The sequence below is a fragment of the Arthrobacter sp. BG5 genome, assembly GCF_056680155.1.
Window position 1 is genome coordinate 713006 of record NZ_CM155268.1, and the last position, 15096, is coordinate 728101.

The 15096-nt window shown below is 67.4% G+C and carries 11 protein-coding genes; all 11 read right to left on the minus strand.

What is annotated here, in order from left to right:
• Nucleotides 1–32: 32 nt before the first annotated feature.
• On the minus strand, nt 33–1406 hold the full coding sequence (locus AC1MBE_RS03205) for a polysaccharide deacetylase family protein (protein WP_479780854.1): 1374 nt from the start codon (nt 1404–1406) through the stop codon (nt 33–35).
• A gap of 128 nt (nt 1407–1534) precedes the next feature.
• Nucleotides 1535–2647, minus strand: a complete 1113-nt coding sequence (locus AC1MBE_RS03210) for a branched-chain amino acid aminotransferase (protein ID WP_479780856.1) — start codon at nt 2645–2647, stop codon at nt 1535–1537.
• 116 nt (nt 2648–2763) lie between these two features.
• Nucleotides 2764–3816 carry a 3-isopropylmalate dehydrogenase gene (locus AC1MBE_RS03215; RefSeq protein WP_479780858.1) on the minus strand — a complete coding sequence of 351 codons (1053 nt, stop codon included), beginning with the start codon at nt 3814–3816 and terminating at the stop codon, nt 2764–2766.
• A gap of 69 nt (nt 3817–3885) precedes the next feature.
• A complete protein-coding gene (locus AC1MBE_RS03220) occupies nt 3886–4644 on the minus strand; it encodes a class F sortase (protein ID WP_479780860.1) in 759 nt (252 codons plus the stop codon).
• Nucleotides 4645–4724: 80 nt separating this feature from the next.
• Nucleotides 4725–6041, minus strand: a complete 1317-nt coding sequence (locus tag AC1MBE_RS03225) for a hypothetical protein (protein WP_479780861.1) — start codon at nt 6039–6041, stop codon at nt 4725–4727.
• Between the two features lie 371 nt (nt 6042–6412).
• Nucleotides 6413–7972, minus strand: a complete 1560-nt coding sequence (metG, locus tag AC1MBE_RS03230; RefSeq protein WP_479780863.1) for a methionine--tRNA ligase — start codon at nt 7970–7972, stop codon at nt 6413–6415.
• A gap of 9 nt (nt 7973–7981) precedes the next feature.
• Complete coding sequence (locus tag AC1MBE_RS03235; protein ID WP_479780864.1) at nt 7982–8749, minus strand: ABC transporter ATP-binding protein; 768 nt, start codon at nt 8747–8749, stop codon at nt 7982–7984.
• The gene (locus AC1MBE_RS03240; protein WP_479780866.1) at nt 8746–11535 is read right to left on the minus strand and encodes an ABC transporter permease; all 2790 of its coding nucleotides are present in this window, start codon (nt 11533–11535) and stop codon (nt 8746–8748) included. Before AC1MBE_RS03240 ends, AC1MBE_RS03235 begins: the two co-directional genes overlap by 4 nt.
• Nucleotides 11536–11736: 201 nt before the next feature.
• The gene (serA, locus tag AC1MBE_RS03245) at nt 11737–13332 is read right to left on the minus strand and encodes a phosphoglycerate dehydrogenase (RefSeq protein WP_479780868.1); all 1596 of its coding nucleotides are present in this window, start codon (nt 13330–13332) and stop codon (nt 11737–11739) included.
• 139 nt (nt 13333–13471) lie between these two features.
• On the minus strand, nt 13472–14497 hold the full coding sequence (ilvC, locus tag AC1MBE_RS03250) for a ketol-acid reductoisomerase (RefSeq protein ID WP_346960859.1): 1026 nt from the start codon (nt 14495–14497) through the stop codon (nt 13472–13474).
• Between the two features lie 86 nt (nt 14498–14583).
• The gene (gene ilvN / locus AC1MBE_RS03255; protein WP_138768975.1) at nt 14584–15096 is read right to left on the minus strand and encodes an acetolactate synthase small subunit; all 513 of its coding nucleotides are present in this window, start codon (nt 15094–15096) and stop codon (nt 14584–14586) included.

The window sequence follows — 15096 nt, forward strand, 5'->3', positions numbered from 1 at the left end:
CGGACCCTAAGGGTGGGTCCGCCAACCCAAAGCTACGCGGCGAGCAACCGGGGTTCCTGTACGTGGAGTTCCCCGCCGGAGAGCGGCGTGATGCGTACCCGGATCCGAGGAGTTCCGGTGAGCGGCAGGATGACGTACTGGTGCTGCAGGTGAAAGCCCGGCGCCGGCGGAAGCACGAGGGTCTTCGCCGCACTAAAAGATGCCGGGTTCGCAGGGTCAATGACCTCCAACTTGACCCGTACCCCGGTGGTGGAGCGCATCGAGACACGAAGTTGTCTGGCCGAGCCAGCGTATGCGCCAACCGGCACGTCTTTGAAGAAGGCCAGAGACCGTGAGCCGCGGCGAGCGTAGCTGGCGCCCGAGTCCGTGCGGCGCGCCCAGTTTGCGGCTGATCCGTTCCAGCCGTTCCAGCCGGCGGCGAAGCTTGTAGAGGCGGTCATGAGGTCGTGGCGGGACGTACGCGAAAAGCTCGACATCATCAAACCGGTGGTCGTAAGGATTTCCAGCCGGCCCGCATTTCGTTCGCGGGCGCACCAGGCGAAGAAGTCCTCGATCGCCTGCAGGTCGGCGTCGTCCACGAGGCTCGGGTGGTACATAAAACACACCCCGCGGCCCTGCCTTCGGGCCGCAGCGACAAATTGGGGCCCGCGCCGGGCATAGTCGGCGTTCTCAATCCCGACATGCACGGTCCCCAGACTGTCCAGCGGGTTCCCGGTCATCGGCCAGTAGCCGGGGACGTAACCGGTGGACAAGGCGTGCTGCTGGGTGATCAATCTGCCGGCAAGATACTTTTGGAAAGAGGACTTCGTTTTGCCCCCTGCGAAGCCAAGGTACTTGGTCCCGCCAACACCTGCGGGAATGAACAGCTCAATCGGCAGCTTCGGCAGAGCGGCCGCCAGCGCATTGCGCGAGTGCACGATTTCCTCCCGCAGGCGTTGTGGCGAATCAGCGTCCGTGTGGGTGGCGCCGTGATTGCCGATTTCCAGGCCGTTAGCGAGAGCGAGCGCCTGCAGGCGGGGGAACGACAGCCCCGTGCTGCCGTTGGCCCCGGTCTCCAGCCTGAACATCTGCGACATCGCGGCAATAGTGACCGGAATGCCGTACTTCTGGTGCAGGGGCAGAAGCCGGGAGACGAATTTCTTGAGGTGATGGTCGCAGCGGAACGCGATGGCCACCTTGCCGCCGGTCCCGATCGCGCCCCCGCGCCGGGCTACAAAGGCGTCCACCAGGCTCGAGTTGGGTGTGAAGGAGTACGGTCCCGTGGCGCCGTCGGCGGCGCTTACAGGAGCGAAGGCCGCCACGGCACCGAAGGCACCCGCGGTCAGGAAACTCCGGCGACTAAGATCCTGGGCGCCTTCAGATTTGCCTGGCTCCCCCAAGGTCCCGTTCTGCATCAACCCGGTCATGGGCTGATTGTGGCCCCGGAGCCCTCATCGGGACAGGGACTTCCGGCCCGTCACTGACGTCGTCCCGCAAACGGCGACGGCGGCCCGCACCGGAAGGTGCGGACCGCCGTCGTACTTATCCCTGCGGGCTACGCCAGGCGGGTCAGCCAGCCGTGGGTGTCCTCGACGGTGCCGGTCTGGATGCCGAGCAGCTGTTCACGGATGGCCATGGTGGTCTCGCCGGCCTTGGCGTCCTCGGAGCCGATGAACTCGGTCTCGTCCTTGAGCACGCCGATCGGGGTGATCACGGCCGCGGTGCCGCAGGCGAACACCTCGGTGATCTGGCCTGAGGCGACGCCGTCGCGCCACTCATCCAGGGTGATCTTGCGCTCGGTGACCTCGCGGCCCATGTCCCGGGCCACCTGAATCACGGAGGAGCGGGTCACGCCCTCGAGGATGGTGCCGGAAAGCGCCGGGGTGACCAGCGAGCCGTCCTTCATCACGAAGAAGACGTTCATGCCGCCGAGTTCCTCGACGGCGTTGTCATTGAACTGGTCCAGGAACAGGACCTGCTTGCAGCCGTGGGCCTCGGCCTCCTGCTGGGCAATGAGAGACGCGGCGTAGTTGCCGCCGCACTTCGCGGCGCCGGTGCCGCCGCGGCCGGCGCGGGCGTATTCGCGGGAAATCCAGATCGACACGGGCTTCAGCTCGCCGCCGAAGTAGTTGCCGGCCGGCGAGGCGATGACCCGGAAGGACACTTCGCGGGCGGCGCGGACGCCCAGGAACGCCTCCGTGGCGATCATAAAGGGGCGCAGGTAGAGGGCTTCGCCGTCGCCGGAGGGGACCCATTCGCGGTCCACGGAGACGAGTTCGCGGATGGCCGTCAGGAAGTATTCCTCCGGCAGTTCCGGGAGGGCGAGCCGGCGCGCGGACTTGTTCAGCCGGGCGGCGTTGGCCTCGGGGCGGAACGTCCAGATGGAACCGTCGGCGTGGCGGTAGGCCTTGAGCCCCTCGAAGATTTCCTGGCCGTAGTGCAGCACCGCGGCGGAAGGATCCAGCGTGATGGGACCGTAGGGTTCGATTCGCGGATCGTGCCAGCCGCCCTTGCCCTCGGCGTCGACGCTGTAGTCCACGATCGCGGTGTGGTCGGTGAAATAGTCGCCGAATCCCGGGTTGGCCAGGATGGCTGCACGCTCTTGCGCGGACTTCGGGGTCGCCGAGAGCCGCTGGCTGAATTCGACGCCATGGGCAGTCTGGGTCATGGTTCCTCCACGGTCGGCTGCCTGGTGTGTGAACGTGGTTCAACCTCGGACCACGGCAGCATGTTGGTGATTCGAAACAAGCTTACGCCCGATGCCACGGCCGCCAGCGGCTGTTGCTAGAGGGCGGCGGCGATCGCATCGCCGATGGCGGCGGTGCTCCGGAAGCTGCCGTCCCGGCTTTCGACGTCGGCGGCGACGGCCGCCTCGATCTTGCGGGCCGCGGCGGCGTAGCCCAGGTGGTCCAGCAACAGCGCTGCGGACAGGATGGCGGCGCTCGGGTCCGCCTTCTGCTGGCCGGCAATGTCCGGGGCCGAGCCGTGGACCGGCTCGAACATGGACGGCGCGGTGCGGTCCATGTTGATGTTGCCCGAGGCTGCCAGGCCGATTCCGCCGGTGATGGCGGCGGCGAGGTCGGTGAGGATATCGCCGAAGAGGTTGTCCGTGACGATCACGTCGAAGCGCGCCGGATCGGTGACCATAAAGATGGTGGCCGCATCCACGTGCAGGTAGTCGTGGCTGACCTCCGGGAACTCCTGCGCCACGGCCTCCACGGTCCGCTTCCAGAGGTGCCCGGCGAAGACCAGGACGTTGTGCTTGTGCACCAGGGTCAGCTTTTTGCGCGGGCGGTCGTTGGCGCGGCGGAAGGCGTCGCGGACCACTCGCTCCACGCCGTGGGCGGTGTTCAGCGAGACCTCGGTGGCGACCTCGTGCGGGGTGCCCGCCCGGAGCGTGCCGCCGTTGCCGACGTAAGGGCCCTCGGTGCCTTCGCGGACCACGATGAAGTCGACGTTGCCCGGGTTCGCGAGCGGGCTGCCGACGCCGGCGTAGAGCCGGGAGGGGCGCAGGTTCACGAAGTGGTCCAGGCTGAAGCGCAGTTTGAGCAGCAGTTCGCGTTCGATGATGCCGGAGGGGATCCGGCTGTCGCCGGGGGCGGCGCCCACCGCGCCGAAAAGAATTGCGTCGCGCGTGCGCAGGTCCGCCAGGGTTTCCTCCGGCAGGGTCTCCCCCGTCTCCAGCCAGTGCTGGGCGCCGAGCTGGTAGTGCGTCTGCTGCAGGTCGATGCCTTCCGCGGCGGCGGCCTTCTCCAGGACCTTCAGCGCCTCGGCGGTGACTTCCGGGCCAATGCCGTCGCCGGGGATAACTGCCAGATCAATGGTGGATGCGCTCATGGATTCAGCGTAGCCAAGGAATCCACATGCTGGTCAACTTGTCTCATTATTCGAGCATCCGTGAACTGCCTAGCCCGATGTCACCGGAGACGCGACCACGACGACGTTCTGGCCCCAGAGATCGCCGGTATAGCAGGAGATGAGCACGAGCCTGTTGGGGACCACCGCCCAGACGGGGCTGTCCTTCAGCGTGGACTTTACGTACGTGGTCACCGAATCGACCTTGTAGCCGATGGTGCCGGTCGAGGTCTGTACCGTCAGCTTGTCCCCCGCCGCGGCCTGCGTGCTCAACCGGTTGAACGGAGCGTCGACTCCCTGCCAACTGTGCCCGACGACGTAGGTCGTGTTGGTCGAGCCCGCGCCCGGGACACCGAAAGGCGCCAGCCAGTATCCGTCCATGGTCTCCGGCGGGACAATGCTCTGGCTCGCGGCCTCATCCGCACTGGGCTCGAGCGGATGGACCGCCACATCCATCCGTGCTGCCGGATAGCTGATCCGCAGCGGCGCGGAAGCCTTGGGGCCGTTGACGGCCGGTGCTGTTCGTTGCAGTGCCGCCTGGGGTGCGGTGCGGGCAGCGTCCGACGTCGGCCCGGCGGAGGGTGCCGGCGTCGCCGAGGCGGGGGCCGTTGTGGCAGCCGCGGGAGGGGCTCCAGCAACGGGTCCGGCGGTTCCTCCCCCGCTGGCTGCTCCGCCAAAAGCCCCGTACAGCAGCCAGGCAGCCAGCAGGCCGACAGTGCAAAGCACCAGCAGCGCCTTGTCCCAGCCGCGCTGTACGATCCCGCGCTGGGATGCCTGGGCGGGCTGGTCGGAAGTGCGTCGGCGGGCCATGGGAGCTCCTGGCTGCGTAGTTACCCAAATGGTTGAGCGGTGCGGGCCGGCCGCCTACTGGCAGCCGGCCCGCGTTGTTACTAGCTGTTAGCGTTCCTGCGGACAGCGCCCCGGAGCAGGGCCGTAGCGGCTCCTGCGGCGAGGAGTCCCGTCAGGACGGCGAGCCAGGCCGGCGTCCCGGTCATAGGTTCGCCCTCAACAGCCGTCTGGACGTTGTAGCCCATGTTGACCACGGGAGCCGCAGCGCCCTTGGCCGCGCCGGTAGGCGGCGCCACGGGCTTGGCCGCGGGAGGAGCTGCCGGCTTCACAACCGGAGGGTTCTTAGGCTCGTGCGCCGGTGGGTCCTCACATTCGTCCTTGTCCCACTTGCCCGGCCAGTCGCAGTCATCACCGTGGTGATGTCCCTTGTCGCCCTTGTCCCATTTGTTCGGCCAGTCGGCGCGGTCGCCCCTGTCTCCATGGTCGCCCTTGTCGCCATGGTCGCCCTTGTCGCCATGGTCGCCCTTGTCGCCGCGGTCGCCCTTGTCCCACTTGCCCGGCCAGCCGGCGCGGTCGCCCTTGTCGCCACCGTCGCCCCTGTCCCACTTGCCCGGCCAGCCGGCGCGGTCGCCCTTGTCGCCACGGTCGCCGTGACCGTCGGCCTCGCATTTATCGTCCCTGCCGGGCCAGTTGGCGTGGTCGCCATGGTCGCCATGGTCGCCCTTGTCGCCATGATCGCCCTTGTCGGGCCAACCGGCGTGGTCGCCCTTGTCGCCCTTGTCACCGGGCTTGTGGGAGTTGTCCGGCTTATCCCCCTTGTCACCTGGCTTGTGGGAGTTGTCCGGCTTATCCCCCTTGTCACCGGGCTTGTGGGAGTTGTCCGGCTTATCCCCCTTGTCACCGGGCTTGTGGGAGTTGTCCGGCTTATCCCCCTTGTCACCGGGCTTGTGCGAGGTGTCCGGCTTATCCCCCTTGTCACCCGGCTTGTGGGAGGTGTCCGGTGTTCCACCGTTGGCCGGCGGGTTGGTCACCGGGCCGGTCGGACTCTCCGGCGTCCCGGAGTTATCCGGCGCGTCCGAGGTGTCAGGCGTGCCCGCCCCGGCAGGCGGGATCGTCACCGGGCCCGGCAGCGGGTCCGGCTTATCAGAAGTGTCCGGCGTCCCGGAGTTATCCGGTCCGACAGGCGGGATGGTCACGGGACCCGGCAGCGCGTCCGGCTTATCAGAAGTGTCCGGCGTCGAGGAGGTGTCCGGATTACCCGAGGTATCCGGCGAGCCCGGGGTGCCTTGCTGGCCGGACCCCGGAGTCTGGGCCGGCCCGCCCTTCCCGGGCCAGGACTCCACTGTCCCGTCCTGGCTGGCACCGTGGGTCCCCACGGCGGCTGCGTTGGCCGTGCCTGCGGTTCCCAGCAGAGCCAAACCTAAAATCCCCATTGTTGCGATAGTTCGTCTCATTATTGGTTGCTCCATCACGAGTCGACTTTCGACCTGACGGGACCACGCGGAGTAACTTCGGCGACCGGGTGCGGGGCCCCGGCCTGGAACATTGAGGGTGAGTGATGAGTTACTCCCCAGCGGTTTCATCAGACCGCTAACGCCTGTAACGCTATGGCGGGGCAATGCGGCTCGTCCCGAGTAATCGATGCCCGATTTCGGCGCCGGACCACCCGATCCGCAGGAGAAACTACCTGTGCGCCGCCTACCCTTAACAACCGCGAGGTGGCATTTCGCGGCCATGTCCGGCCGGAACATTGGCGCGAAATGCCACCTCGGCGGTGGTGAGTCGGGGGCTACGCCTCGGCGGGCTCCTCGTACTTGGGGAACACCGGGGCCGGGGCGGGCAGCGGCGTGCCGGCCTCAATGGGCGTGTCCAGGGCCGCGAAGTCGCGGGCGTCGCCGTCGGCCTGGCCCAGCGTGTCGAGGATCGCCGCCGCCGCCGTCGGCATCACCGGCTGGGCGAGAATGGCGACGATCCGCAGCACCTCGAGGGTGACGTACAGGACGGTGTTCATCCGCTCGACGTCGGTCTTCCGCAGCACCCACGGAGCCTGTTCCGCGAAGTAGGCGTTGGTGTCGCCAAGCACGCTCCAGATTGCTTCGAGCGCACGGCTGAACTCCTGCTTCTCGAACGCGGCCCGGGCGATGTCCAGCAGGCCCTTGGCCTGGCCCAGCAGGGCGGCGTCCTCGGCGCTGAAGCCGGCCGGGACCGGGACGCGGCCCTCGCAGTTTTTGGCGACCATGGACAGCGACCGCTGTGCGAGGTTGCCGAAGTTGTTCGCCAGGTCCGAGTTCATCCGGCCGACGATCGCGTCGTGGCTGTAGTTGCCATCGGCGCCGAAGGGGACCTCGCGGAGCAGGAAGAACCGGACCTGGTCCAGCCCGTACTGCGCCACCCAGTCGGCCGGCGCCACCACGTTGCCCAGCGACTTGGACATCTTGATGCCCTGATTGTGCAGGTGGCCGTGGATCATCACGCGCTTGGGCAGTTCCAGCCCGGCGGACATCAGGAACGCCGGCCAGTACACCGCGTGGAACCGGGAGATGTCCTTGCCGATCACGTGGACGTCCGCGGGCCAATACTTCCGGAAGCTCTCCGAGTCCGTGTCCGGGAAACCGACGCCGGTCAGGTAGTTGGTCAGCGCGTCCACCCAGACGTACATCACGTGGTCCGGGTTGCCCGGGACCGGCACTCCCCAATTGAAGGAGGTGCGGCTGATCGAGAGGTCCTCGAGGCCGCCCTTGACGAAGCTGATGACCTCGTTGAAGCGGCTGTGCGGGGCGCCGAAGTCGGGCTGGTCCGCGTACAGTGCCAGCAGCCGGTCCTGGTAGGCCGAGAGCTTGAAGAAGTAGCTCTCCTCCTCCGTCCAGGTCACCTCGGTGCCGGTTTCGGCGGCGTAGCGGTTGCCGTCCTCGCGGACCTCGGTCTCGTCTTCGACGAAGTAGCGCTCGTCGCGGACCGAGTACCAGCCGGCGTACTTGGACAGGTAGATGTCTCCGTTGGCTTCCATCCGCTGCCAGAGCGCCTTGGCCGCCTCGTAGTGGTCCGGGTCCGTGGTGCGGATGAAGCGGCTGAGCGAGATGCCCAGGTCATCGCTCATCTGCCGGAACGCGGCCGAGTTGCGGTCGGCGAGTTCCTTGACCGGGATGCCTTCCTTTTCCGCCGTCTGCTGCATCTTCAGGCCGTGCTCGTCGGTGCCGGTCATAAAGAAGACGTCGTAGCCGTCCAGCCGCTTGAACCGCGCCATGGCGTCGGTGGCGATGACCTCGTAGGCGTGCCCGATGTGCGGCACGCCGTTGGGGTAGCTGATGGCCGTGGTGATGTAGAACGGGGTTTTTTCGGAAAGCGTCACGTTATTAACCTAGATCAGTTCGGTCAGGGTATCGCTCTGGCGGACGAGTTCGTGGTCGTGTGAAGCGACCAGGACGGCGATGCCGTCCGACGTCGTGTCCTTGAGGATGCTGATGATGCGGTTGGCCGAGGTGCGGTCCAGGCTCGCGGTGGGCTCGTCGACCACCAGCACGCGGGTGCCGAGGATCAGGGCCCGGGCGATTGCAACGCGCTGGCGTTCGCCGCCGGAGAGCTGGGCAGGGCGGTGCCGCATGCGCCGGCCCAGGCCGACGAGGTCCAGCAGGTCCTTGGCCATGTCGCGGCGCTGTTCGACCTCGCCGTCGGGCACGGCAGGGAGCAGCACGTTCTCGAGCGCGCTCATCCCGTCGATCAGGGCACCGCCCTGGTCGACGTAGCCGATCAGCGCCCGGCGGCGGTCCGCGATTTCGTCGTCGCTCATCGTTTCGAGCGAGTCGCCTTCCCAGAACACCCGGCCCGACGTCGGCAGGGTCAGGCCCGCGCCGACGGTCAGGATGCTGGTCTTGCCGGAGCCGGAGCGGCCGGCGACGCAGTGCATTTCGCCGGCGTGCAGCGTCATGTTGAAGTCGTCGACGACGTTGACCGCCTCGGCGCCGCCCTTGCCGCCGCCGTAGTGGATGGTGATGTTGCTCAGTTCCAGCGGCGTGGCGTGGTCCGTGGCCTTCACGATCGTGTTGGCGCGGGTCTGGTGGCCGCCGTTCCCGGTGCTCTCCGGCATCCGGTTCCGGGCCGCCCTGGTCAGGTTCAGCTCGTTAGTCATTGGACCACTTTCGTTGCAATCGGAATCCAGCAGAGTACAGCCACGAGTCCGGCGATTCCGGCCCAGAGTGCGGCGTAGGGGGCGAGGAGCAAACCAATGGCCAGGGCGCCAATGACACCCAGCGGCAGTGCGATGGCTCCCACCATGGCGTTTTCGAAGAAGCGGACCTGGCCCAGCATGTCCGGGTTCCAGCCCATGGCCTGCAGGATGCCGAGGTACTGGCGTTTGGCGCCCAGCTCGAAGCGGCCGGTGACCATGGTCAGCAGCAGGCCCACGGCCACCCCGGAGACGCCCAGGATGATGCTCGGCAGCGCGATGCTGGCCGCTGCGACGCCGCTGAGGGCGCTGGCGCCGGCGGCGCGGGGAATGTCGATCAGCAGGGCGGCGAGCCCGCCCACCGCGGCGCCGAAGACGCCGACGGCGACGGCCAGCGACCCGGTGTTGAACTTGTTCGTGCTCAGCTGCCGGCTGGCGAAGGTCAGCGGCGAGTCGACCGGGATGAGCCGCTCATCGTGCTGCGGCTCCTGGTCGATGACCTCGCGGTGCCGCAGCTGCTGGGCCGCGAAGAACGCTGCCCCGCAGTACAGGACCAGCACCGAGGCGGAGACCACCGCGGTGGCCGGGTTCCAGCTGATCAGGCTCAGGGCGATGCCGGCGACGGCCAGCAAGGCGGCGCCGACGCCGAACTCGGCGAGCACCCAGGAGCGGATCTTGCGCTGCGTCCAGCCCATTGCCCGCAGCGTTCCGGCCTCGCGGCGGCGCTTGCGGACGTAGCTGACCGTGGAGGCTCCGGTGAGCAGGGCCGCCCCGCACAGGGTCAGGAAGAGCAGGGTCAGGTTGGTGCCGGTCAGGGAGCCGGAGACCGCGTCGGCGGCGTCCTGGCGGACCCACGACTGCTGCACGGTGCCCAGCGGCGACTCCTTGCCGGCGTCGTCCTTCGAGTAGCCGGGCACAAAAATGCTGGCGTCTTCGCGGGCCGAACCGGCCACCACGGTGGCCTGCAGGCCCATGTCGCGGATCTCGTTGGCGAGCTTCTCGACCTCGGGCTGGGCCTGCTTCCAGCTGCCCTCGACGTTGGCGCGGACGCGCACGGCGTCGATCACGGAGGCGTTCTTCTCGTAGCCGCGGGCGGCGGCCAGGCCGTAGTAGTCGGTGATGGCGCCGGCCGACTGGCTGACCAGGCCGGTGCCGCTGAGCGAGGGCCTGAGCGTGGTGGGCCCGACGTCCTTGCCGTCGGCGTCCTTGGTGAGGGTGATCGGAGTGGGGTCGTAGCCGCCGAGCGGCAGGCGGTTGACGTCACCGGCTGCTTCCTGGACCTTGGCGGGATCGAACGTGCCGTAGACCATGGCGAGCGGCGTGGCCGGCTTCTTACCAGTGGCGAGGTTGTCCCGGTAGGACCGCTCGTCCACCGGGGTGCGCTGGGTCTGGTCCACCGGGGCGTCGTTGGCGCCCTTCTCCGGCAGCCGGTTCACGGTGACCCAGTCGCCGGGGACCGCGGACTTATCGACGGCGCCGTTGCCGGCGGTTTTGCCGTCCTTGTACTTGGGGGCGGCGGCGAAGTCGGTGCTCCAGGTTGCGGGGTTGTACAGGCCCTGGCCGAAGCTGCCGGTGTCCCCCAGCAACTTGGAGAGGTCCTTGGACCCGGGCCAGGCCAGGGCGAACGGGGACTTGGAGACGAAGGGCAGGTAGTCCTTGTCCAGCGAGCGGGTCACGGTGCCGACGTCCTTGGTGACGTTGCCGGCGTCGTCGATTTCCTCGATCTTGACGGAGTACTTGAGGTCCAGGGACGTGCCGGAGCGGACAATCAGCGGAATCGCCTGCGAATCCGCGGTCAGCTGCCCGGCGCGCTTGGCCTGCTGGTACTGCGTCATCAGCGGCGCCCAGTACTTGAGCTTGACGCCCAGGAAGTCGGGGCCCTCCTTGAGCTGCTCCATGCTGATGCCGTTGGTGAAGAGGCTCTCGAAGTGGCGGCCGATCGCGCCGGCGTTCCGGGCGTCGGCGGGAGGTGCCTTCTCCAGCGGTGCGAGGAAGTCGCCGGCGCCGCCCAGGAGCGCGCGTTCGGAGACCGGGTCGACGGCGACGACGGACTCGGTCACCTGCGGGGCCAGCGGCAGCGACACGGAGAGGTTGAAGAGGTTGTGCTCGGAGCCGCCGGCCGGGGCGGGGAACTTGATCCCGGTTTCCCCGTCCGGGCCTGCGATCCGGACGTTCTTGCCGCCGGCGACTTCCTCTTCGACGAGCTTGGCCTTGCCGACGGAGCCTTCGGCGCTGGTCTTGAAGAGGGTCTGTTCGGACTTGCCGTCCGAGCTCACGGCGCTGGCGGTGAGGCGGTACTTCTTGGCGGTGTCGCTCAGGACGGACTCGGCGGCGGGCCACTTGGCGGGGTCGGTCGCGCTGGGGTCACCGGCGGTGCCGGCAAGGCCGGCGTTGTAGCCGAGGTAGTCGGTGGCGTCCAGGCGCGGCGACTCGAGGTTCTGCGAGACCCGCGAGACCAGGCTGATCGGGGCCGCGACGGAGGTGCCGGAAAGCTTGCGGATGGAATCCAGCTGGTCGAAGCTGATGCCGCCCTGGCCGGTGGCGATCTCGGGCTGCATCAGGCCGCCGTTGTCGTCCGCCTTGGCCTGGACGAGGATGTCATAGAGCCCGCGGGAGTTCTGGTCGACGGTGCGGTTCAGCGCGGCCTGCGACTGGCCCTGGACCAGGACGGACAGGCACATGGCCACGATCAAAATGGACGCGGTCAGCAAAAGCACTCTGCTTCTGATGAACCTCTGGACGGCGTTCATTGGGCTCCTGAAAGCTGGATTGCGTGCGCACGCCGCAGTTCATTCCGCGCGGAAATGAAGGCGTCCCGGCCGGACGTGCAAAAGTAAAGGCCGGTCTGCCGGCCAAATCCGAAATTCGGACCTAGCCATTGTACGCAGACCGGCCGCTCATTCATGGCCGCCTGCGGCGGTGTTGCCGCCGCAGGCTGCCACGCTGGGGACTTAGTCCTCGAGGTCGACTTCCCGGACCATTTCGGCGCCGATTCCGGCCTTGATCGCTTCCAGGACCTGCTGCGGCACGGAGCTGTCGATGGTCAGCAGCGCGAGCACCTGGCCCCCCTCGGCCTGGCGTGCCACCTGCATGCCGGCGATGTTGATGTTGTTCATGCCCAGGATGTGGCCGATGGTGCCGATCACGCCGGGGCGGTCCGAGTAGGCGACCACCACGAGGTGCTCGCTGATCGGGATTTCTACCTCGAAGCCGTTGATTCCGACCAGCTTCTGGATCTGCTTGGGCCCGGTCAGGGTTCCGGCCACCGAGATCTGGCTGCCGTCGCTCAGCGCCCCGCGCAGGGTCAGGACGTTGCGGTACGACTCCGTGTCCGGGGTGGTGATGAGCCGGACGTTGATGCCGCGCTGCTCGGCGATCACCGGGGCGTTGACGTAGGAGACCTGCTCGGTCACGACGTCGGCGAAGATGCCCTTGAGGGCGGCGAGTTCGAGCACCTTGACATCCAGCGAGGAAATCTCGCCGGCCACCTCGACGTCGAACTGCGTCAGCGAGGCGTGGGTCATCGCGGTGAAGATCCGGCCCAGTTTCTCGATCAGCGGGATGCCGGGACGCACGTCCGGGGCGATGACGCCGCCGGCGACGTTCACGGCGTCGGGCACGAGTTCGCCGGCCAGGGCCTGGCGGACGGACTTGGCGACGGAGACGCCGGCCTTTTCCTGCGCTTCGTCGGTGGAGGCGCCCAGGTGCGGGGTCACCACGACGTTGTCCAGCTTGAAGAACGGCAGGTCGGTGCTGGGTTCCTTGACGAACACGTCGACGCCGGCGCCGGCGATCTCGCCGGACTCCAGCGCGGTGTAGAGGGCTTCCTCGTCCACCAGGCCACCTCGGGCGACGTTGACGACGTAGGCGGTGCTCTTCATCTTCTTGAAGGCCTCGGCTCCGAGCATGCCGACGGTCTCGGGGGTCTTGGGCATGTGGATGGTGATGAAGTCCGACTGGGCCAGGAGTTCATCCAGGGTCACCAGCTGCACACCGAGCTGGGCGGCGCGGGCGGAGGTGATGTAGGGGTCGTACGCCAGGATCTTGGTGTCGAAGCCCTTCAGCCGGGCAGCGACGAGGGCACCGATCCGGCCGAGGCCGATGATGCCGATTTTCTTCTCGAACAGTTCGGTGCCGGTGTACTTGGAGCGCTTCCACTCGCCGTCCTTGAGCGCGGCCGAGGCCTGCGGGATGTGGCGGGCGAGGCTGAGGATGTGGCCGACGGTGAGTTCGGCGGCGGAAACGATGTTCGACGTCGGGGCGTTGACCACCATCACGCCGGCCTGCGTGGCGGACTTGATGTCAACGTTGTCCAGGCCCACGCCGGCGCGGGCGATCACCTTGAGGTTCTTGGCCGCGGCGATGGCCTCGGCGTCCACCTGGGTGGCGGAGCGGATCAGGATCGCGTCGACGTCGGCGATCGCGGAGAGCAGCTGGGAACGGTCGGCGCCGTCAGTCTGGCGGATTTCGAAGTCCGGGCCGAGGGCCTCGATCGTGGCGGGCGAAAGTTCCTCAGCGAGGAGTACGACAGGTTTGGTGCTTGTCACCGGTGACCTCTTTAGCTCTCTTGTATATCAGGTGGGGATTTTGGTGAAACGTTGGGTGGTGAACAGTGGTGCGGGTGGTGCTTCACAGCAGGGAAGCCGGACCCCAGTGTTGGTGTCCGGCTCCCCTGCCGGTCAGTGCCTAGCGGGCTACTGATCCTTCGGTGTAGTCGTCTTCGTTCTTGATCCAGGAGAAGAGCTTGCGCAGTTCGCGGCCGGTGGCCTCGATCGGGTGGTCCTCACCCTTCTTGCGCAGGGCCTTGAACTCGGGGGCTCCGGCGTCCTGGTCGTCGATGAAGCGCTTGGCGAAGGTGCCGTCCTGGATGTCCTTCAGGACTGCCTTCATGTTTTCCTTCACCTCGGGGGTGATGACGCGCGGGCCGGAGACGTAGTCGCCGTATTCCGCGGTGTCCGAGACGCTCCAGCGCTGCTTGGCGATGCCGCCCTCGACCATCAGGTCGACGATCAGCTTGAGCTCGTGCAGCACCTCGAAGTAGGCAACCTCGGGCTTGTAGCCGGCCTCGGTCAGGGTCTCGAAGCCGTACATGATCAGCTGCGAGGCGCCGCCGCAGAGGACTGCCTGCTCGCCGAAGAGGTCGGTTTCGGTTTCTTCGGTGAAGGTGGTTTCGATGACGCCGGCGCGGGTGCCGCCAATCGCCTTGGCGTAGGACAGGGCCAGTTCCTTGGCCTTGCCGGACGCGTTCTGCTCGACGGCGATCAGGTCCGGCACGCCGCGGCCGGCTTCGAACTCGCGGCGCACAATGTGGCCCGGGCCCTTGGGGGCGACCAGGGCGACGTCGACGTCGGCCGGCGGCTGGATGTAGCCGTAGCGGATGTTGAAGCCGTGGCCGAAGAACAGGGCGTCGCCGGCCTGCAGGTTCGGGGCAATGTCCTCGGCGTAGACGTGGCGCTGGACCTGATCCGGGGTGAGGATCATGATCAGGTCGGCCTCGGCGGTGGCGTCGGCGACGTTGAGGACACGCAGGCCCTCGGCCTCGGCCTTGGCGCGGGACTTGGAGTCTTCCTTCAGGCCGACGCGGACGTCAACACCGGAATCGCGCAGGCTGAGGGCGTGGGCGTGGCCCTGGGAGCCGTAACCGATGACGGCGACGGTGCGGCCCTGGATGATCGACAGGTCGGCGTCGTCGTCGTAGAACATTTCAGTCACTGGGGTGTCTCCTTTGATGGATTCTTTGGTGTTGTCTGGGGAAAATCGGAGGTGGTGCTGGTGGTGCTGCGGGCCCGGCGCGCCTTTTAGGCGGAGCGGAGGGCCCGGTCGCTCATGGAACGGGACCCGCGGCCGACGGCCAGGGTGCCGGACTGCACGATTTCGCGGACGCCGAAGGGCTCCAGCACCGAAAGCAGTGCCGTGAGCTTGTCGGGGTGGCCCGTGGCCTCAATGACGACCGACTCGGTGGAGACGTCGACCACTGAAGCGCGGAACAGGTCGGCCGCCTGGGTGACCTGCAGCCGGGTTGCGGCATCCGCACGTACCTTGACCAGGATGTGGTCGCGCTGTACGGAAGATTCGGGGGTGAGCTCGACGATCTTGATCACGTTGATCAGCTTGTTCAGCTGCTTGGTGACCTGTTCGATCAGCTCGCCGTCGGCGTCGACGACGACCGTCATCCGGGAGATGCCCGGAACCTCGGTCGGGCCGACGGCCAGGGAGTTGATGTTGAAGGCGCGGCGGGCGAAGAGGCTGGCGACGCGGGTCAGCACACCGGGCTTGTCTTCGACCAGAACGGAGAGTGTGTGGCGGGTCAT

What these genes read in the sequence shown, in the direction of transcription:
- AC1MBE_RS03235 (WP_479780864.1), bottom strand. Translation starts at nt 8,749, where the DNA reads ATGACTAACGAGCTGAACCTGACCAGGGCGGCCCGGAACCGGATGCCG.
- AC1MBE_RS03220 (WP_479780860.1), bottom strand. Translation starts at nt 4,644, where the DNA reads ATGGCCCGCCGACGCACTTCCGACCAGCCCGCCCAGGCATCCCAGCGC.
- AC1MBE_RS03205 (WP_479780854.1), bottom strand. Translation starts at nt 1,406, where the DNA reads ATGACCGGGTTGATGCAGAACGGGACCTTGGGGGAGCCAGGCAAATCT.
- AC1MBE_RS03240 (WP_479780866.1), bottom strand. Translation starts at nt 11,535, where the DNA reads ATGAACGCCGTCCAGAGGTTCATCAGAAGCAGAGTGCTTTTGCTGACC.
- AC1MBE_RS03210 (WP_479780856.1), bottom strand. Translation starts at nt 2,647, where the DNA reads ATGACCCAGACTGCCCATGGCGTCGAATTCAGCCAGCGGCTCTCGGCG.
- ilvN (WP_138768975.1), bottom strand. Translation starts at nt 15,096, where the DNA reads ATGACCCGCCACACACTCTCCGTTCTGGTCGAAGACAAGCCCGGTGTG.
- AC1MBE_RS03215 (WP_479780858.1), bottom strand. Translation starts at nt 3,816, where the DNA reads ATGAGCGCATCCACCATTGATCTGGCAGTTATCCCCGGCGACGGCATT.